The organism is Bradyrhizobium sp. USDA 4510 (assembly GCF_054059095.1).
The window spans coordinates 4,331,416-4,350,658 of the sequence record NZ_JBSSBT010000001.1 but is presented as its reverse complement, the minus strand read 5'-3'; the positions used below and the strand labels follow the sequence as shown (position 1 = coordinate 4,350,658).

The 19,243-nt window shown below is 65.4% G+C and carries 21 protein-coding genes and 1 riboswitch; of the genes, 18 read left to right on the top strand and 3 right to left on the bottom strand.

Going from position 1 to position 19,243, the window contains the following annotated elements:
• Positions 1-233: 233 nt before the first annotated feature.
• From ACVMDN_RS20050 to ACVMDN_RS20010, 9 genes are all read left to right on the top strand, one after another.
• The gene (locus tag ACVMDN_RS20050; protein ID WP_076831315.1) at positions 234-1,391 is read left to right on the top strand and encodes a thiolase domain-containing protein; all 1,158 of its coding nucleotides are present in this window, start codon (positions 234-236) and stop codon (positions 1,389-1,391) included.
• Positions 1,391-1,780 (top strand): Zn-ribbon domain-containing OB-fold protein, encoded by a 390-nt coding sequence (locus ACVMDN_RS20045; RefSeq protein WP_076831312.1) that lies wholly within the window; start codon positions 1,391-1,393, stop codon positions 1,778-1,780. The genes ACVMDN_RS20050 and ACVMDN_RS20045 overlap by 1 nt, the downstream gene beginning before the upstream one ends.
• 209 nt (positions 1,781-1,989) lie before the next feature.
• On the top strand, positions 1,990-2,850 hold the full coding sequence (locus ACVMDN_RS20040; RefSeq protein ID WP_076831310.1) for a MaoC family dehydratase: 861 nt from the start codon (positions 1,990-1,992) through the stop codon (positions 2,848-2,850).
• Positions 2,851-3,035: 185 nt separating this feature from the next.
• Positions 3,036-3,917, top strand: a complete 882-nt coding sequence (locus ACVMDN_RS20035) for an SDR family oxidoreductase (RefSeq protein WP_076831307.1) — start codon at positions 3,036-3,038, stop codon at positions 3,915-3,917.
• Positions 3,918-4,010: 93 nt separating this feature from the next.
• A complete protein-coding gene (locus ACVMDN_RS20030; protein ID WP_076831304.1) occupies positions 4,011-4,967 on the top strand; it encodes a dihydrodipicolinate synthase family protein in 957 nt (318 codons plus the stop codon).
• A 2-nt stretch (positions 4,968-4,969) separates the two neighbouring features.
• Entirely contained in the window at positions 4,970-5,770 is an 801-nt protein-coding gene (locus ACVMDN_RS20025; protein WP_076831301.1) for an NUDIX hydrolase, read from the top strand.
• Positions 5,771-6,042: 272 nt separating this feature from the next.
• Positions 6,043-6,951 carry a DMT family transporter gene (locus ACVMDN_RS20020; protein WP_076831299.1) on the top strand — a complete coding sequence of 303 codons (909 nt, stop codon included), beginning with the start codon at positions 6,043-6,045 and terminating at the stop codon, positions 6,949-6,951.
• Between the two features lie 187 nt (positions 6,952-7,138).
• Entirely contained in the window at positions 7,139-8,110 is a 972-nt protein-coding gene (locus ACVMDN_RS20015) for a Bug family tripartite tricarboxylate transporter substrate binding protein (RefSeq protein ID WP_076831296.1), read from the top strand.
• A gap of 148 nt (positions 8,111-8,258) precedes the next feature.
• Positions 8,259-10,940 (top strand): PAS domain S-box protein, encoded by a 2,682-nt coding sequence (locus ACVMDN_RS20010; protein WP_076831293.1) that lies wholly within the window; start codon positions 8,259-8,261, stop codon positions 10,938-10,940.
• Between the two features lie 188 nt (positions 10,941-11,128).
• Here the strand turns inward: ACVMDN_RS20010 and ACVMDN_RS20005 are convergent, their stop codons facing one another.
• A complete protein-coding gene (locus ACVMDN_RS20005) occupies positions 11,129-11,479 on the bottom strand; it encodes a GrlR family regulatory protein (RefSeq protein ID WP_057015832.1) in 351 nt (116 codons plus the stop codon).
• Between the two features lie 316 nt (positions 11,480-11,795).
• Between ACVMDN_RS20005 and ACVMDN_RS20000 the strand changes: the two genes are divergently transcribed.
• The gene (locus ACVMDN_RS20000; RefSeq protein ID WP_141340965.1) at positions 11,796-12,146 is read left to right on the top strand and encodes a hypothetical protein; all 351 of its coding nucleotides are present in this window, start codon (positions 11,796-11,798) and stop codon (positions 12,144-12,146) included.
• Positions 12,147-12,161: 15 nt separating this feature from the next.
• Here ACVMDN_RS20000 and ACVMDN_RS19995 read toward each other — a convergent pair whose 3' ends face one another.
• A complete protein-coding gene (locus tag ACVMDN_RS19995; RefSeq protein ID WP_057015836.1) occupies positions 12,162-12,545 on the bottom strand; it encodes a VOC family protein in 384 nt (127 codons plus the stop codon).
• 159 nt (positions 12,546-12,704) lie between these two features.
• Between ACVMDN_RS19995 and ACVMDN_RS19990 the strand changes: the two genes are divergently transcribed.
• Together ACVMDN_RS19990 and ACVMDN_RS19985 are read left to right on the top strand one after the other, a co-directional pair.
• Positions 12,705-13,442, top strand: coding sequence for a hypothetical protein (locus tag ACVMDN_RS19990; protein ID WP_200844628.1), 738 nt, complete (start codon positions 12,705-12,707; stop codon positions 13,440-13,442).
• Between the two features lie 215 nt (positions 13,443-13,657).
• A complete protein-coding gene (locus ACVMDN_RS19985) occupies positions 13,658-14,182 on the top strand; it encodes a hypothetical protein (protein ID WP_253623759.1) in 525 nt (174 codons plus the stop codon).
• Positions 14,183-14,302: 120 nt separating this feature from the next.
• Here ACVMDN_RS19985 and ACVMDN_RS19980 read toward each other — a convergent pair whose 3' ends face one another.
• Positions 14,303-14,713, bottom strand: a complete 411-nt coding sequence (locus ACVMDN_RS19980; protein WP_028339251.1) for a hypothetical protein — start codon at positions 14,711-14,713, stop codon at positions 14,303-14,305.
• A 217-nt stretch (positions 14,714-14,930) separates the two neighbouring features.
• A riboswitch (ZMP/ZTP riboswitch) is annotated at positions 14,931-15,010 on the top strand.
• A gap of 15 nt (positions 15,011-15,025) precedes the next feature.
• On the opposite strand from ACVMDN_RS19980, the gene ACVMDN_RS19975 reads away from it, so the two are divergent.
• The 6 genes from ACVMDN_RS19975 (at position 15,026) to ACVMDN_RS19950 (ending at position 19,225) form a co-directional block, all read left to right on the top strand.
• Complete coding sequence (locus ACVMDN_RS19975) at positions 15,026-15,889, top strand: bifunctional 5,10-methylenetetrahydrofolate dehydrogenase/5,10-methenyltetrahydrofolate cyclohydrolase (protein WP_076831287.1); 864 nt, start codon at positions 15,026-15,028, stop codon at positions 15,887-15,889.
• A gap of 129 nt (positions 15,890-16,018) precedes the next feature.
• Entirely contained in the window at positions 16,019-16,471 is a 453-nt protein-coding gene (locus ACVMDN_RS19970; RefSeq protein ID WP_076831284.1) for a MaoC/PaaZ C-terminal domain-containing protein, read from the top strand.
• 58 nt (positions 16,472-16,529) lie between these two features.
• A complete protein-coding gene (locus tag ACVMDN_RS19965; protein WP_206601531.1) occupies positions 16,530-17,117 on the top strand; it encodes a zinc-ribbon domain containing protein in 588 nt (195 codons plus the stop codon).
• Positions 17,118-17,327: 210 nt separating this feature from the next.
• On the top strand, positions 17,328-17,621 hold the full coding sequence (locus ACVMDN_RS19960) for a hypothetical protein (RefSeq protein WP_016846480.1): 294 nt from the start codon (positions 17,328-17,330) through the stop codon (positions 17,619-17,621).
• Positions 17,622-17,865: 244 nt separating this feature from the next.
• Entirely contained in the window at positions 17,866-18,237 is a 372-nt protein-coding gene (locus tag ACVMDN_RS19955; RefSeq protein ID WP_076831282.1) for an SANT/Myb-like DNA-binding domain-containing protein, read from the top strand.
• A 190-nt stretch (positions 18,238-18,427) separates the two neighbouring features.
• Entirely contained in the window at positions 18,428-19,225 is a 798-nt protein-coding gene (locus ACVMDN_RS19950) for a class I SAM-dependent methyltransferase (protein WP_076831280.1), read from the top strand.
• Positions 19,226-19,243 lie beyond the last annotated feature (18 nt).

The following is a 19,243-nucleotide window of genomic DNA, read 5'->3' as shown; positions in this document are numbered from 1 at the left end:
CGGGACCCATAACCACCGCACTTTGTCGTAGCGCGACGCTGGGGCCACGGCTCACTCTCACCAACAATCCTGTGGTTATGGGTCCCGGCTTTCGCCGGGACGACACCTGGTGTTTTGGCAGCGCGTACCGTGCCTACGCGCAGTCTCGCCTGACGGAATATTTCCGCGCTTGCCAAGGTCGCGTCGTCGGTTCAGAAAAACGCTCGAGCGAAGAAACGCCAGCGGAGAGCGATTTGACCATCAAGGGCAAGGCCTACATTGCCGGGATCTACGAACATCCCACCCGGCACGCACCCGATAAATCAACAGCACAGCTGCACGCCGAGGTCGCCAAGGGCGCGATCGAGGACGCCGGGCTCACGAAGGACGACATCGACGGCTATTTCTGCGCCGGCGACGCGCCGGGCGGGCTGTGGCCGATGGTCGATTATCTCGGCCTCAACACCAAGAAGCTGCGTCATGTCGACTCCACCGAGACCGGTGGCTGTTCCTATCTGATCCATCTCGGCCACGCCGCCGAGGCGATCGCCGCGGGCAAATGCTCGGTCGGGCTGGTCACGCTGGCGGGCAAACCGCGCACCGGCCCGATGCCGCCGCGCGCCTCGGGCGCCGAGGCCGATTTCGAATCCGCCTACGGGGCTACCACGCACAATGCCTATGGCATGTGTGCCATGCGTCATATGCACGACTACGGCACCACCTCCGAGCAGCTCGCCTGGATCAAGGTCGCGGCCTCGCATCATGCGCAATACAATCCGCATGCGATGCTGAAAGAGGTCGTCACCGTCGAGGACGTGCTGAACTCGCCGATGATCTCCGATCCGCTGCATCGGATGGATTGCTGCGTCGTCACCGACGGCGGCGGCGCGATGATCGTCACGACGCCCGAGATCGCCAAGAGCCTGAAGAAGCCGCTGGTGCGCCTGATCGGCCATGGCGAGGCGATGAAGGGCCCGCGCGGCGGCAAGGATCTCGATCTGACCTACTCCGCCGGCGTGTGGTCCGGTCCGCGTGCCTTCGAGGAAGCGGGCGTGACGCCGAAGGACATCAAATACGCCTCGATCTATGACAGCTTCACCATCACGGTGCTGATGCAGCTAGAGGACCTCGGCTTCTGCAAGAAGGGCGAGGGCGGCAAGTTCGTCGCCGACGGCAATCTGATCTCGGGCGTCGGCAAGCTGCCGTTCAACACCGACGGCGGCGGTCTGTGCAGTAACCATCCCGTCAATCGCGGCGGTATGACGAAAATCCTCGAGGCTGTGCGCCAGTTGCGCGGCGAGGCGCATCCGAAGGTGCAGGTGAAGAACTGCGACCTCGCGATCGCCCACGGCACCGGCGGTCTGCTCGGCGTTCGCCACGCCGCCTCAACCTGCATTCTGGAGCGTGCGTGATGTCTGAAGCGAAGAAGTACAATGCCCCGGTGACCAACCCGGAGACCGCGCCGTTCTGGGAGGCGGCGAAGGCGGGCAAGTTCATGATCAAGCGCTGTAACACCTGCGGCGAGGCGCACTACTTCCCGCGCGCGATCTGCCCGTTCTGCTTCTCGGACAAGACGGTGTGGGAAGAGTCGAGCGGCGAGGCCACGGTCTACACCTACAGCCTGATGCGGAAGTCGCCGACCGGTCCCTATGCGATCGCCTATGTGACGCTGAAGGAAGGTCCGTCGCTGCAGACCAACATCGTCGATTGCGATCTGGAGAAGGTGAAGATCGGCCAGAAGGTGAAGGTGGTGTGGAAGCCGACCGACGGCGCCCCGCTGCCGTTCTTCACGCCGGCCTGATTTTACCCTCTCCCCTTGTGGGAGAGGGTGCCTTCGCTGAAAGCGAAGGCGGGTGAGGGGTCTCTCTCCGCGTAGAGAATCTCTCTGTGGCGCGAACCCCTCACCGAAACGAGTTTGAGACGACTGCCGGTGCTGCCCTCTCCCACAAGGGGAGAGGGCGCAGTAATGGGCACCGTGCCGTTAAGAATACATTCGGGGAGAAAACAACGATGCCGATCGTGTACGAACAGCTGATGGCCCTGAAGAATCTCGGCCAGAAATACAGCTACGCCGACCGCGACGTGATGCTCTATGCCTATGGCATCGGCCTGGGTGCCGATCCGATGGACGAGAAGGAGCTCGCTTTCGTCAATGAGGGCGTGCTGACGCCGCGCCCGCTCAAGGTGGTGCCGACGTTTGCCTCGGTCGCGGCCTGGGGCGCCGGTCCCGGCGAGATGAATCTTAACCGCGTCATGGTGGTCGACGGCGAGCGCGACATCACCTTCCACAAGCCGTTCGCGACCGCCGCGCACATCACGGCCGACTCGACCGTGCTCGACGTGTTCGACAAGGGCAAGGACAAGGGCGCGGTGATCCGCCACCAGACCGTGCTGAAGGACGAGAAGGGCGACAAGCTCGCCACGCTGGTCGCCTCGCGCTTCGCCCGCGGCGATGGCGGCTTCGGCGGCCCGTCCGACGGCCAGCCCGAGCCGCACAAGGTGCCGGAGCGCGCGCCGGACAAGGTGGTCGACATCACGACGCGGCCCGACCAGGCGCTGGTCTATCGGCTGTGCGGCGACCGCAACCCGCTGCACTCCGATCCGGAGTTCGCCAGGAAGGCCGGCTTCCCGCGGCCGATCCTGCACGGCATGTGCACCTACGGCATCACCTGCCGCGGCGTGCTGCAGACCTATGCCGACTACGATCCGTCCGCCTTCAAGCAGCACGTGGCGCGGTTCTCCTCGCCGGTGTTCCCCGGTGAGACCGTGACCATGGAGCTGTGGAAGGACGGCAATGTGGTGTCGTTCGAGGCCAAGGTGAAGTCGCGCGGCGTCACCGTGATCAAGAGCGGCAAGACGGTGCTGGCGTAGCAACGCTCGACGGCCGTCGACTCCCTCGCCCCGCTCTTGCGGGGAGAGGGTGGGGTGAGGGGCTTTCTCCGCAACGGTGGTCTTGCGGACAGACCTGTACCCCTCACCCGGATCGCAAGGGCGATCCGACCTCTCCCCGCCTGCGGGGAGAGGTGAAGAAGAAAGAACAACACGGAGAAACAACCATGGGATTACTCGACGGCAAGGTGGCGCTGATCACGGGCGCCGGCGGCGGGCTTGGTGAAGCCTATGCGAAGCTGTTTGCGCGCGAGGGCGCGGCCGTGGTGGTCAACGATCTCGGCGGCCCGCGCGACGGCTCGGGCTCCGACAAGTCGATGGCCGACAAGGTGGTCGACGCGATCAAGGCCGAGGGCGGCCGCGCCGTCGCCAACGGCGCCGACATCTCGACCTTGGCCGGCGGCCAGTCGGTGTTCGACGACGCCATCAAGCATTTCGGCCGCGCCGACATCCTGGTCAACAATGCCGGCATCCTGCTCGACGAGACCTTCCACAAGGCCAAGGAAGCGAACTGGGACAAGGTGATGAAGGTGCATCTGAAAGGCACCTTCTGCTGCACCCAGCCGGTGTTCAAATGGATGCGTGACAATGGCGGCGGCGTCATCGTCAACACGTCCTCGACCTCGGGCCTGATCGGCAATTTCGGCCAGACCAATTACGGCGCCGCCAAGGGCGGCATCTGGGGCCTCTCCAACGTGCTAGCGATCGAGGGCCGCAAGTACAACATCCGGATCTGGACCCTGGCGCCGGGCGCGCTGACCCGCATGACCGCGGACCTGCCGCGTTACAAAGAGAACCCGGGTGCGGCGCTCGGGCCCGATGGCATCGCGCCGGCCGTGCTCTACATGGTCAGCGATCTGTCGGGCGACCAGACCGGCAAGGTGCTTGGCGTCTCCGGCCCGCGCGGCGTCCGCGAAATGCGGATGATGGAAATGGAGGGCTGGACGCCGCCGTTCACGGGATGGAAGGCGGAGGACATCGTCACCCACGCCAAGGAGATCTTCTTCTCCGAGGAGGAGATCAAGAAGTCGGCGCGGCGGTTCAAGTAAGGATTGGCACCCGCGACCGCGGGACGGCTTCCCGATGCGCAATGGCGCATCGGGAAATGACGCTGTATAGAGGGCGAAACAGACGAGGCACCCATGACCAAACTCACCGCCCAGGCCGCCGGAACCTTTGCGATCGCGCCGACCCCGTTCCACGACGACGGCCGCATCGACGAGGCATCGATCGACCGGCTGACCGATTTCTATACCGATGTCGGCTGCGACGGCGTCACCGTGCTCGGCATCCTGGGCGAGGCGCCGAAGCTCGACGCCGCGGAGGCCGAGCAGGTCGCGCTGCGCTTCGTCAAGCGCGCCAAGAGGCTCCAGGTCATCGTCGGTGTCTCGGCGCCGGGCTTTGCCACGATGCGCTCGCTGGCGAAGAAGTCGATGGATGCGGGCGCCGCCGGCGTCATGATCGCGCCGCCGCCGCATCTGCGTACCGACGACCAGATCATCGGCTATTTCAAGCAGGCGCAGGAAGCGATCGGCGACGATATACCCTGGGTGCTGCAGGACTATCCGCTGACGCTGACCGTCGTGTTCACGCCGGCCGTGATCCGCAAGATCGTGATGGATTCGCCGTCCTGCGTGATGCTCAAGCACGAGGACTGGCCGGGCCTGGAGAAGATTTCGACCTTGCGCAACTTCCAGAAGGACCGCTCGCTGCGGCCGCTGTCGATCCTGGTCGGCAATGGCGGCCTTTTCCTCGATTTCGAGATGGAGCGCGGCGCCGACGGTGCGATGACTGGCTATGCCTTCCCCGAGCTGCTGATCGATGTCGTCAACCTGTCCAAGGCCGGCAAGCGTGATGCCGCGCATGATCTGTTCGACGCGCATCTGCCGCTGATCCGCTACGAGCAGCAGCCCGGCGTCGGTCTGACCGTGCGCAAATACGTGCTGCAGAAGCGCGGCATCATCTCCTCCAGCGCGCAGCGCAAGCCCGGAGCCGTCATCACGCAGCAGGCAAGGGCGGAGGTCGACTATCTCTTGTCCCGTGTGGCGCGCGTCGACCGTCGCGCCAATCTGCAACCGCAATCCAGTGCAGCAGGCTAATCATGACCGAGATCGTTGCCCCGCGCCTTGCGTCGACCGTGCTGCTGCTGCGTGACGGCAGCTCATCGGGCGAAATCGAAGTCTTCATGATGGTCCGCCATCACCAGATCGAGTTCAACTCGGGTGCGCTGGTGTTTCCGGGCGGCAGCGTCGACAAGAACGACAAGGAGATCGCCGCCGATCCCGCGCTCTATTCCGGCGGCGAAGGGCTCGACGGCGACGCGCTCGGCTTCCGCATCGCGGCGATCCGCGAGACCTTCGAGGAGAGCGGCATCCTGCTGGCGCGGCCGCAGGGGTCGAAGGACCTGGTCGATGCGAAGCGCGCGAACGAGATCGCGACCGCGCATCGCGCGCCGCTGAACGAAGGCAAGATCAGCTTCCTCAAGGTGCTGACCGACAACGGCATGGTGCTCGCGCTCGATGAGCTCGTGCCGTATGCGCACTGGATCACGCCGGAGGGCATGCCGAAGCGCTTCGACACCTGGTTCTTCCTGGCCGCCGCGCCGCCCGAGCAGCTCGGCGCCCATGACGGCAAGGAATCGACCGACTCGATCTGGGTGTCGACGCGCGAGGCGCTGGAGGGCGGCGAGACCGGCCGCTTCAAGCTGCCGTTCCCGACCACGCGCAATTTGATCAGGCTCGGCAAGCAGCCGAACGTCGGCGCCGCGCTCGCCGACAGCAAGGGCAAGTCGATTGTCGCCGTAATGCCCGTGATGACCAAGACCGCCACCGGCCGCCAGCTCCGCATCCCCAAGGAAGCGGGCTACGATGGCGAGGTGTTCGACGTCGGGGCGCTGGGGTAGGTCCGTCGTCCTGAGAGACGTCGAGTGCGTGACTCACAGGCAGCGCTATGTCGTCCCGGCGAAGGCCGGGACCCATAACCACCGAACTGCATTGCTGCGCGACGCCGAGGCTGCAGCTTTTTCCAACAACACAACCCTGTGGTAATGGGTCCCGGCCTTCGCCGGGACGACGGGGAAGGAGAGTCGCTTCTCCACATTTCGGCTTATATCGAAATATCATCACCTCGCAGCGATGTAGCTTCCGTCTCAACCATCGAGACGGGATCCCGCCAATGACCACCGCCCCACGACAGCCGAGCATGGCCTTCGAGCTCGCCTTGCTGCTCGCGCTCGCCACCCTGTGGGGCGGCTCCTATACCTTCATCAAGCTTGGTGTCGCGACCATCCCGCCGATCACGCTGATCGCGGCGCGCACCACGATCGCGGGGCTGCTGCTGCTCGTCATCATGCGGATGCGCGGCGTATCGATGCCGGCCGATCGCGCGACCTGGCGCCGCTTCATCTTTCAGGCCTGCCTCAACAGCGTGATCCCGTGGACGCTGATCGCCTGGGGCGAGCGCTTCGTCGATGCCGGGCTCGCCACCATCCTCAATTCGGCCTCGCCGATCTTCACCTTCCTGTTCACCGCCGCGATCACCCGCCATGAGGGGGCGAGCCCGCGCAAGCTGTTCGGGGTGATATCAGGCATGGCCGGCATCTGCCTGATCGTCGGCGTCGATGCGTTCCGCGATCTCGGGCAGGGGATCGTGGCCGAGGTCGCGATCGTCGCCGCCACCATCTGCTACGCCTGTGCCGCGATCTTCAGCCGCGGCTTCAAGGAGCTCGATCCGATGGCGCCGGCAGCGGGTTCGCTGCTCGCGGGCGCCGCGATCCTCGTTCCGCTCAGCCTTGTCGTCGAGCGGCCCTGGACGCTTTCGCCGTCGACGACATCGCTCACCGCATTGCTGGCGCTTGCCGTGTTCTCGACCGCGATCGCGTTCGTGATCTACTTCCACCTGATCCAGACCCTCGGCTCGGTCGGCACCACCGCGCAAGCTTACTTGCGGGTGCCGATCGGGGTGGCGCTCAGCGTCACGGTGCTGGGCGAACGGCTGAGCCCGACGGCGTGGATCGGCCTCGCCTGCGTTGTGATCGGCGTCGCCGCGATGACGATTCCTGCACGAAGGATCGCCACAGCCTGACGTCATCGCCGCGATGACGATTCCCGCGCGAAGGATCGCCACGGCCTGACGTCATCGCCGCGATGACGATTCCTGGGCGCAAGATCGCCACCGCCTGAAGTTTCGCCCGCTGAAACCGACGCCTTGCTGCCGCCGGCCAATGCCTGCATGCTGCCCGCAACGAGATCGCAGGGCGGGAAACGGGACGATGTTGCGGCGGATCAGCCTCATTGCCGGTGCGTGCATGGCGTTGCTGGCGATGGCCGGCACGGTGCGCGCGCAGGACTTCCCGAACCGGCCGATCCGCATCGTCATTCCCTACGCACCGGGCAGCGTGGCCGACGTGTTCGCGCGCATCATGGCGCAGGACATGCAGGAGCAGTGGAAGGGGACGATCGTCGTCGAGGCTAAATCCGGCGCCAATGGCTCGATCGCGGCCGAGGAGGTCGCACGCGCCGCTCCCGACGGCTACACATGGCTATTGGTGACGACCTTCTTCACCGCAAGCCCGGCACTGAACACGCAGCTGCGCTGGGATCCGGTCAGGGACTTCGTGCCGGTCGGGCAGATCTGTCTCGCCCCGAACTTCTTCATCGTGCCGACCTCGCTGCCGGTGAAGACCGTCGCCGACTATGTCGCGCTGGCCAAGGCCAAGCCGGGCACGCTGAACTACAGCCATCCCGGCAAGGGCTCGACCGGCCATCTCGGCTTCGAGCTGTTCAAGCGGCTCGCCGGCATCGACGTCACCGCGATCGGCTATCGCGGCTATCCGCAGATGGTGCCCGATATCGCGAGCGGCCTGATCACCTCGAGCTTCCTGTCGGCCAACCAGGCGCTGGCCCAGGTGCAGTCCGGCAGCATCCGGATCATCGGGACGATCAGCGACGGCCGCTCGAAGTATTTCCCCGACGTGCCGACCATGGCCGAGCAGGGCTTTGCCGAAGCGCAGGTGACGCCATGGTTCGGCTTCGTGGTGCCGGCCGGCACTCCGCAGCCGGTGGTCGAACGCATCAGCGCCGCGCTGGAGACGGCGCTGGCCTCCGCTGAGGTGCGCAAGAAGCTGGATGTCGCCGGTTGCGACGCCCGTAGCGCGCCGCTGAGGCAGTTCGCCGATATCATCAAGGCGGACGTTGCGCTCTGGGCCAGGGTGGTCAAGGAGGCCGGCATCCCGCCGGACTGAGCCGCGCCGCCCTGTGCCGGAATCGGCCACCGGCACCCGCCCGGGGTGACGCCGGTCACACCGCCCGCGGGTTGGGCCGTGCAGCATGTTTCCCCAAAGCCCGTAATTTCCCGTATATTAGGGCGCATTGGACCCCGGCCTTGATGACATGACCGCTGAATTGCCGCCGAATTCGCAAGCGCCGCGTGCGTTCTCCCTCTCCATTGGCCAGCTCACGTTCGGCAGCTTCCTGCTGGTCCTGGCTGTGATCATCATCACATCCACCGCCAGCGTGATCGCGATCCGCCACATCGATACCACCTTCGCCGAGCTGCAGCGGCTGCAGAGTGTCGGCGACATCGCCGAGGATATCGACCGCCGCATGAACGAGCTGCGGCTCGCGGCGCGCGATTTCGTCACCGAGCCGGGCAGCCAGTCGGTCCAGGTCGCGGAGGCGGCCCAGTCGCTGAGCGAGATCCTGAAAAAGACCCGCATCAAGCTGGCGCCCGAGCAGCAGGACATGATCGACGGCGTCACCCAACGGCTGGCGACCTATCGCAACGGCATCGAGCGCATCTCGGCGCTGCTCAGCCGCCGCGCCGAGCTGGTCGCCGGGCTGCCGCCGCTGCGCGACGCCTTCGACAAGGCGGTCGCCGCGAGCAACGATGCGGCGCTGGCCAATGCGCTGTCGCAATCCCAGAGCCGGATTGCCACCGCATTGCTGGCGCACAACACGTCCGCTGCCGAGCAGGCCGCGCAGAGCATGCGGGCGATGACCATCTCCGATCCCGCGCTGCGCGGCGCCGTCGATAATTATGCCGAGGCGATCATCGCGGTCTCGGTGCGCGAGGGCCAGATCGCCGACATCGACAAGGAGGTGCTCGGCGCCGAAGGCCGGTTGATCCAGAAGGTCACCGAGCTGCTCCGCGAGCTCAGCTCTCGCCGCGGCCACGTGCTGTCGCGCGATTTTGCCCGGACGCTGGCCGAAGCAAAATGGCAGAGCATCGTGCTCGGCACGGCGGGTGTGCTGATCGGCCTGTTCGCGTCGGTGTTGGTGGTTCGCCGCACCGTCCGCCCGCTCGCCAGGATCGCGGGCTCGATCCGCAAGGTCGCCGGCGGCGAGAAGAGCGCGTTCATTCCCGGCGCCGACCTCGACAACGAGATCGGCGACATCGCACGCGCCGCCGAAGTGTTCCGCCAGACCCTGGTCGACGCCGACAGCGCGCGCGAGGCTGCCCTGCGCGCGCTCGCCGAGCAGCGGCTCGCCGAGGAGAGCTACCACAAGCTGTTCGAAGCGTCGGTCGAGGGCATCTACGTCACGACGCCGGGCGGCGCGCTGCTCAACGCCAATCCGGCGCTGGCGCGGATGATGGGCTATGCCACGCCGCAGGACCTGATCAAGGGCATCGACGACATCGCCACTACCGTCTATGTGGATCCGGCGGCGCGCGAGCAGTACCAGCAGCTGATGCAGCGCGACGGCACGGTGCGCGACTACGAGTACCAGGTGCGCGCGAGCGACGGCACCGTGCTGTGGCTGTCCGATTCGGCGACCGTCGTCCGCAACGACGAGGGCGAAGTGATCCGCTACGAGGGCACGGTGCGCGACATCACCGACCAGAAGCGCGCCGAAGACGCGATCGCCGAAGGCCGTCGGCTGTTGCAGATGGTCATCGATACCGTGCCCGCCGTCATCAACGTCAAGGACCGCGACCTGCGCTACGTGCTGATGAACCGCTACATGGCGGGAATCTTCGGCATCGAGCCGCAGGACGCGATCGGCCAGACCACCGGCGAGCTGATGTCGCGCTATGGCGCGGCGAAGACCGATGAGAACGACAAGCGCGTTCTGTCGGCGCGGCGCGAGCTCGGCTTCTATGAAGAGGAGTACAAGGACGTCGCCGGCAACATGCGGCAATGGCTGGTCAACAAGCTGCCGATCCTCGACGCGCAAGGCGAGATCGAGAACATCGTCACGGTCGCGCTCGACATCGGCGAGCGCAAGCGCTCCGAGCAGGAGATGCGCAAGGCGAGGGATTCCGCGGAGGCCGCGTTGCGCAATCTGCGGGAAACCCAGAATTCGCTGATCGAGGCCGAAAAGCTCGCCGCGCTCGGCCGCCTGGTGGCCGGCGTCGCCCATGAGGTCAACAATCCCGTCGGCATCAGCCTGACGGTGGCGTCCGCGCTGGAGCGCAAGACCGCGAATTTCGCCACCCAGGTCGAGCGCGGCGACCTGCGCCGCTCCAGCCTCAACGATTTCCTGAACACGGCGCGCGATGCCTCCTCGCAACTCGTCGCCAATCTCAACCGCGCCGCGGAGCTGATCCAGTCGTTCAAGCAGGTCGCCGCCGACCGCAACTATTCGGACCAGCGCACCTTCGACCTCGGCGATCTCACCGAGCAGGTGGTGATGAGTCTGAGGCCCGGCCTGCGCAAGCACAATCTGACGCTCAATGTCGATTGTGAGCCGAACCTGATCATGAATTCCTATCCGGGACCGTATGGCCAGGTGCTGACCAATCTGTTCCTCAACGCGGTCGCGCATGCGTTCCCGGACGGCAAGGCCGGCGAGGTCGAGATCCAGGTCCACGCCGCCGGCGGCGACAATGTCGAGGTGATCTTCGCCGACAATGGCTGCGGCATGAGCCTCGACGTGCGCCGCCGCGCCTTCGATCCGTTCTTCACGACGCGGCGCGATCAGGGCGGCACCGGGCTCGGCCTGCACATCGTCTACAGCATCGTCACCACGCGGCTCGGCGGCCGGCTCTCGCTGGATTCCGCACCGGGCAACGGCACACGCATCCAGATGATCCTGCCGCGCGTCGCGCCGCTGGAGCAGGCCGCGGAATAGCGCGAAGCGTAGTGGCCAACCACGCGTTTGCTCTCGATCCGTCATCCTGAGGAGCGGCGAAGCCGCGTCTCGAAGGATGCACGGCCCGGCTCGTGGCCGTCGATCCTCAGAGGCTCGCTGTGCTCGCGCCTCCAGCGACAAAGGCGAAGCCTTTGCGCGGGGATGACGGGTCTAATGGTTTCAAACCGCTAATTGATATCCGCGAGCTTGTGCAGCGTGGCGCCGAAGATCAGGCTCGCCTTGCCGACCAGCGCGGTCCCGCTCATGGTGCCGCGGGTGTCGGTGAAGGTGCCGGAGACGCCGATGCCGACGGGCGCGGGCCCGCCGAACAGCGGGTTGTCGGTGTCGCGCGGCGTCGTGTGGCGTTGCACAAGGATTTCGCCCTTGAAGGCATCGCCCTTCACCGTGTAGCTGCCGGTGTAGTAAAGATAGGCGTCGCCGCCCAGTATCTGGCCGTCGCGGAAGAGAATGACGCCGCTGCCCTTGCCGACGCGACCGTCCAGCAGGGTGACGTGAATTGAGTAAAGTCCGTTCTTCATGACGTCCCGATTGCTGGCCGCCACGCCCACGGCAAGCCAGTTGGTTTTTTATGCCAAAGCGAGCAACCTCGTGCAATGCGGCAGGTTGATTCCCGGGTGTCCCGCGTTCGGGTGACCCTCGGTTCCTGCCAGGCAGTGTGACGGCGCAATGACAGCGGACCGTACGCGCGAATCAAAGTGGCCCGCGAAATGCATAGCTCTGGTTGCACTGGCCGGTGAGTGCTGGAGCAAACACATGTCTGACTGGATTGAATCCGGCGGCCATTGGGCACGCCCTCGCAGGCTCAATGGAACTTCGGCCCGTTATGCGGGCCACATGATCGCATCCCTCGTGCTGATAACGCTGGTGTTGGTCGCGGCCATGCGAATCGCGCAGGCGCGCGATCCCGACGGCCGCTACGCCAATTCGCCGCTGAAGGAGTGGTTCGACGGCCTGCGCAGCGGCAAAGGGCCGTGCTGTTCGGATGCCGACGGCACAGCGGTCAGCGATGTCGACTGGGAATCCAAGGACGGGCACTATCGTGTGCGCCTCGACGGGGCGTGGATCGATGTCCCCGACGAGGCCGTGGTCACCGAGCCCAACCGGGTCGGTCGCGCCATGGTCTGGCCGATTCCCAGCTACATGGGCGTGACGATCCGCTGCTTCATGCCCGGCAGCATGACTTAGCGCCGCACGCGTGGCTCAGACGTATTTCTGGTCGCGCTCGAGCAGTTCGATCGAGATGCCCTGCGGGCCACGGATGAAGCAGATCCGCACGCCGGGACGGATCGTGGTCGGCTCCTTGGTGAATTCGACGCCCTTGGCCTTGATCTCGGCCGCGACCGCGTCGATGTCCTTCACCGTGAGCCCGAAATGATCGAGCCCCTGATAGGGCGTCACCGGCGCGGCGTTGACGCCGTCGCCCTGGGTCACCTCCGCAATGAACACCCTGGCGCCGCCGAGCTGGACGTCGATGCGGCCGGGGCCGCGGATGATCTCGCCGCCGAGAATGTCGCGCAGCCAGGTCGCGGTGGCCTCGGGATCGGGACTGCGCAGGTGGACGTGGTCCCAGGTGACGACAGGCATTGCGATCTCCTTGTTGTTGTCGTGCCGCTGTTCGGTGCGCGGCACTCGCTCTCGGGCGGCACAAATCTAGCGAGCGGTTCGCTGGGATACCATCCCTCGTTATGCCTGCCCAAGATTGTCGTCCCGGAATGAAACCATTGCGGCCGTCAGCGATTGTTTTTGCGTGGCCGCTCGACCTGCGGCCGTCCCGGAAGCCGCGCGGTGCGGCTTCCTCTCTGTGTGGGGGCGGCCCGATCAGGCTGCCAGGGTGAGGGCACGACGATGCGGATCGGCTTGGCGTCGTTTCGGAGGTTGGCCGCCGGACGTCTCGGTGAAGGGGGCTTCTACGCCAGCCTGCTGCTGCCGCTGATTGCGCTCGCCGGGATCGCCGCATGGTTCATGCTTCCCGAGCCGAGCGACGCCGGGGACCAGGATGTCTGGCCGGTGTCCTCCATGATCCGCACCGCGCAGAATGCCCCGACCGGCGAGCAACCAGCCCAAATCACAAATCAGACCGCGAGGGATGCGCTTGCCGCACCGGCGGACGAGCCGACCACCGTCGGTGTGGCCATCGCTCCACAGGGGGCAGAGGAGGCCAAGCCGTCCGGGCCCGGCGCTGAAAGGTCGCCGCTGGATAAGCTGCGGATCGCCTCGCAATCGTGGCGGCGCGGCGGGCTGGGTTCGAAGGCGCTGGTCACCCTGACGCTGCGCAATGCCAATGATTTCGCCGTCAAGGATATCGAGATCGCCTGCGCCTTCATCCGCCGGGACGGTCGGCCGCTGACCGAGCGCAAGCGGCTGATCTCCGACACCATCGCCATGAAGAGCCGCAAGACTTACTCGCAAATGTTGGTCGGGTTCGTCAACGTGAACGCAAACAAGGCGAAATGTTCGGTCGTGACGGCGAGCCGCCTCTAATTCCCGGCATCTCGAAAAAGTGACCGCGAATTGACTTGTCGGGTGAACCGTAACGGCCGGACAGGAACTAACTAATAAACCAGCCGTTAGCGAACGACCCGGGAGCGCGGACAGCGTCCGGGTGATCATGCGCAGACGATGAAATCGCCCGCGCGATGACTGATGTCGTCGCGCCGAGATGAACCGCGCCCTGCTGCGCGGGGGGAGCTACCAAAATGCCTGTGGCGCGTTATTTCCTGTTCGTTGGTGGAGTGCTGCTCGCGCTGCTCTTCGTCGTCAATGCCATCGTGCCGCAGGAGGCCGTGGTCGCCGGCCAGAACCAGGGACTGTCGTCGCCGGGCGTCGACAAGACCATGGTGCGCATCAAGTCGACCCAGAAATTGCCCGAGCGGGTGGTGTACGACACCAATTTGCCGACCATTGTTCCGGCGCAGGTCAACGCGGTCGCCGCGGCCATCCCGTCGGCTACGGGCGATGCGTCGGCGCAAGCCCGCGTCCGCAATACGTTCGCCCAGTTCATTCCGCCGGAGAAGGCTGATGCGCAGAAGGTCGCGGCTGAGGCAAAATCGGCTGAACAACCGGCGCAGGCCCAGCCTCAGGCGCCGAAGAAGCGCAAGGTCGCGCGCTACCATGCCCATCCCCAGCCGCCGATGCGGCTGGCACAGCCCGGCATGTATCAGCCCTACCGCGTCGCGCAGCAGCAGCGCATGGGCTTCTTCGGCGGCTTCGGCACCTGGTAAGAAAGGGCTGCCGCAGCCGGCAATCAATCCGCCGCCGCAAACACTTGCGGCGGCTTTTTCATGTCCGCGATCAGGCGGGTGGCCGGATCCGGGACGGCGTCCGAGCGGCGCTCGCTACCTTTAGCGCGGCAGGCGCGGAATCTTGTCCGCGAAGCCGTTGTAGCAGGTCAGCCGCTCGTCCTCTTCCTTCACGAAGCGGCAATCGTTGACGCCCTTGGCCGGGGCAGCCTTCGGCTTCGGCTGCGGCTTGAAAATCTCGTCGTAGCAGATCAGTCGCTCCTTGGTGGCGTCGTCGATGTCCTGACAGGCCTGAAGCTTCTGAGCGACCGATTGAGGCTTGCCGGGCGCGGCAGGCTTCTCGCCCTTCTTGGCGGCCGACTTCTTGCCGACCTGGACCAGCGGCTTGTCGCCGACCATCGGCTGCGAGGTCGCCGCCGCCGGCTTGTCTGCGTCGGCGGGGGCCGGCGTGGTGCCTTGGGCAAGCGCGGCAGCCGGGCAGAAGAGCGCCAGCGCGAGGATGATATGTCTCATGTCGAAAATGTCCGAAATGGCGTGATGACCGGAAGGATGGCGCCGGGGATCGGAAAAGCCCGGCAAGCGCCGAGACTTAACGCAAGTCTTGCCCGAATCCTACCCCCAGAGGTGACCCGCCCGGCACCGATCCACCGGCAAAAGTGAGGGCAATTCGTCGCCGTTCGACCCGCGGGAGAGCGTGAATTGCCTTTGCCCGGCGGGGCGGCTATGACCACGCCATCTGCGCGACTGGCGCTTGGATGGACCACCATCGGGGAGCGCAGAGACTGAACGCCGCGCGCCTGGGCACCGCTTCGAAACGGAGGTGCCATGACGGCGAACATTCTCGATGGGCATGCACATGCCCAAATTGTCATCGACAAGATTGCTGGCGAACTCGACCGGCTGCCCCGCGCGCCGGGGCTTGCGGTCGTGCTGGTCGGCTGCGACCCGGCGAGCCAGATCTATGTGCAGAGCAAGGTCAGGATGGCCGAGCGGCTCGGCCTGCGCGGCGAGGTCGCACGCCTGCCGGATGATGCCAGCGAGTCCGATCTGCTTGCCGGAGTAGAGGCGCTCAATGCGCGCGACGATATCGACGGCATCCTGGTGCAGCTGCCGTTGCCGGCGCATATCGACGCCTTGCGCGTGATGGCGGCGGTCGATCCCGCCAAGGATGTCGACGGCCTGCACGCCCTGAACGCCGGCCGGCTGTTTCATGGCGATGACGCGCTGGTGCCGTGCACGCCGCTCGGCTGTCTCCGGCTGATCAAGTCGGTCCGATCAGACCTCACCGGCGCCCATGCCGTGGTGATCGGCAGCTCCAACATCGTCGGCAAGCCGATGGCCGCGTTGCTGCTGCAGGAGCACGCGACCGTGACGCAGACCCATATCCACACCCGCGGCATCAGCAGGATCTGCCGCGAGGCCGAAATCCTGGTGAGTGCGGTGGGCAAGGCCGGCCTCGTGCGCGGCGACTGGATCAAGCCCCAGGCCATCGTCATCGACGTCGGCACCACGCGCGTCGAGAGGCCGGACGGCGGCTATGCGGTGTGCGGCGACGTCTCGTTCGACGAGGCGGTGCAGGTCGCCGGCGCCATCACGCCGGTGCCGCGCGGCGTCGGCCCGATGACGATCGCCTGCCTGATGGAGAACACGCTGAAGGCGGCAAAGGCGAGGGCGGCGCGGCTGCAATAGCGCGGGATACCTGCGGCGATATGCGAGCGGTGGGTATCGCTCGCGTATCGCGCGCGAAGTTCATGACGTCCGGGGTAATGGAAAGCCCGCACCATTCGTCTATCGTCGCGCGACAGATGGAGGCGCGCGATGCTGTATGCGGAAGATCTCACCGAGGGCCAGACGTTCAAGCTTGGCAGCTACACGATCGGCGAGGCCGAGATCCTGGAGTTCGCCGGCAAATATGATCCGGTGCCAATCCATGCCGATCCCGTCGCGGCTGCGGCAGGCCCGTTCGGCGGACTGATCGCAAGCGGTTTCAACACCATTGCGATCTATCAGCGGCTCGTAGTGGAGGCGATCTGGACCAAGGTGGCGGGGATCGTCGGGCGGAGCTTCGAGATCCGCCTGCCGAGCCCGGTTCGGCCCGGCGCCACGCTCACCGGCCAATCCCAGATCCAGAAGATCACCATCAGGCCGGAGCGGCGCGACGCTGTCGTGATCTTCAAGACGGAGCTGGTCAACGACGAGCAGCGCCCGGTTCTTGTCCTCGTGCTCGACGCGCTGATCCGCATGCGGCCGGCGGAGCAGGGGCCGGCATAGGCGCGGCCTGAGGGGCATCCCGAGGTCATCCGCCTCGGACGGCCGTCAGCGCCTCTACGTGTTCCCCGCACGCGACCTTGTCGTCGCGCAATGTTGCGGCAATTATGACAAGCCGGCGGCAGAACGGCAGCGCATCAATGACGTCATCATCGACGAGGTCGTGCTGCCCGGTATTTGCTTCGTCGATGCGCCGAACGCATTCGACCCAGACGGATGTGCCGCCGTGAAACGCAGCAAGCAGACGAACGGAGAGATCGAAGCCAGGCGGCGCAAGGCCGAGGAATGGCTCCGCATGCAGACCCGACGCGCCGCTGAACGGCAACGGCTTCGCGACTACAAGATTGCGCTGGCGCGCGACGAGGTTGCCGTCGATACGACGCGGCTTGCGCCCTCGAACAGCTATTCGACCCCCGACTTCGTGCTGCGCGGAACCTATCGACCCGAGCCCTTCGTCTGCAAGGACTGCGGTGTTGCCGAGGTCTGGACGCCGTTGCAGCAGAAATGGTGGTACGAGACCGCCAAGGGCGACGTGTTCACCAAGGCGGTGCGCTGCCGGGCCTGCCGCACCAGGGAGCGCGCGCGCAAATCCGCCGCACGCCGCGTGCATCTGGAAGGACTCGCAAGGAAGAAGCCTCCCGTCTCGTAGCGATGGGCGTGACTTCAGGGTCGCACTTCACATCTGATGCGCGGGGAACCGCTGCGCAGGCGGTCAATGCGTCGCGCGTGCGGAACGTTTCGTTGCCTGATTGGTTCGAGACCTTGAAGCCCCCGATGTGGGGTGCGGGCGGGGAGGAACCAGCCAAGGAAACTTGTCAAGGAAACCATCGCGGCCGGAACCAACGAGAAGGAGCAGCGGATGAAACTCAATTCCACGCAAGTCAAGCAGACCATGACGCAACTGAATGCCCAGGTGCTTCCGGACGATCACCCGGCCGTGGCGCAACTGAACAGCGTGTTCGGTGAGCACACATTCTTCGTCGACACCAGCGGGCTCAAGGTGCTTGAACCGGCCCAGACCTCCGACATGCCGGGGCAGACCGGCGAAGTCGTCAGTCTCGCCGAGTGGAGCGATCCGGAGCTGACCTCGCTTCGGCCGCACGAGCCCGAGCCGACCGGCGTGCTCATCGCGCTTGAACCCAGCAAGCACTGAAGCGTTCCAGCGCGAAGTGAATACCGGTTCGCGCAACCAAAACGCCATCAAGCAAGGGGATTGAGAGCATGATCCGATTCAATCGGATCATGCTCTTTGTGCTGCATCGTGCGACACCCGCGATCGGCCGTCCTGATGGCGACAGCCCCGACGTCGCATCAAGAGGTGCCGAAAGTCACATGGCAAATCAGCGCCGCCTGCGTATGCATCGGTTTGAGATGGGTATCCAGGCGGTGAGGGGCAGATGGGGATCGTGCGGCGCTGGAGCCCTGACGAGGACGACAAGCTCAGAGAGCTCGCCAGGGCCGGCAAGAACGCTCTCGAGATCAGTAACGAACTGACCCGCAGCGCTTCGGCCGTGCGCCGGCGCGCCGAGGTCCTGTCGGTCCTGATCATGGCAAAGGCGTTTCGCGCGCGCCCCTCGCATGTCGCCACCCATCTCGAGCGGGTCGCGATCGACGCGATCCGCAACCGCCGTCCGTTTCCCGCGGGCGTCGGCCCGAGCACCATTGCCGGAATGATCGAGAAGGGCTGGATCGTCCCGGAGATGGGGCGCAGATACAACGTGACCGATGCCGGCGTGGAGGCGGTGCGGCGGAAGATTCCGAGCGGCTGAAGGGAATGCCGGCTGCACGCCGGGCGCGCCATGCCGAAGCGGCTTACGCATGCGGTGGGGAAGGCGGACCATTCGCGACCGAATGCAAGATTTCGCGCCCGAGACGGACGTCCCATCCGTTCAATCATCGGGGGCGCGACGACCTGCGGCCTCTTTGTGTCCTCGTCAGCCCACCGATCTGATTGCGCCGATGCTCAACGCCCAGCTAGCCCAAGCCGACCGATATCAAGCCGACCGATACCAGCGTTTCGCCGATCTCGCTGTCACCGTCGGTGACGCGATCAATGCGATCGCCGGGTTGAATCCGGCTCAGCGTACAGACGTGGACTTCCTCGAACGCGAATTCATCCCGGCGCTGGGGCTCAATGACGAACTGCTTCATGAGCAGCCGCCGGAGCTGGCGCCGAACTTCGGCAAGGGCCTCCACCTTTGGCAATACCCGAACCAGCTTGCGCCATACCTCGCCTGGCTTGCGCGCAATTCGTCCGGCGTTTCCTCGTACATGGAAATCGGCTGCCGCTGGGGCGGCATGTTCGTCCTGGTTACGGAGTGGCTCAGGAACAGCGGCGCCGACCTCAAGACCGTGATTGCACTCGATCCGATCGCGCCGACGCCCTTTATCTCGACCTATTTCGATCTGCTGCAGCAGCAGGCCGCTATCGAGCCGATCTACATCCAGGATTTTTCGACCTCGCCGCTGGTCGGTGCGCATGTCGACCGGCTGAAGCCGGACTTCGTCTTTATCGATGGCGATCACAGCCTGCGCGGTGCGCTACAGGATCATCTGCTGGTGCGTTCCCACGCCCGCATCATCGTGCATCATGACATCCATTCCCAAGCCTGTCCGGATACCACGCTGCTCTGGAAGGCGCTGAAGCAGTTCGAGGCGCCGAGCTTCGATACGTTCGAATTCACCAGCCAGTATCTGTCGATCAATGGCTCATTCCTCGGCATCGGTGCCATGAAGCGGCGCTCGGCCCAGATGTAGGACCGGGAGCCGGGCAAT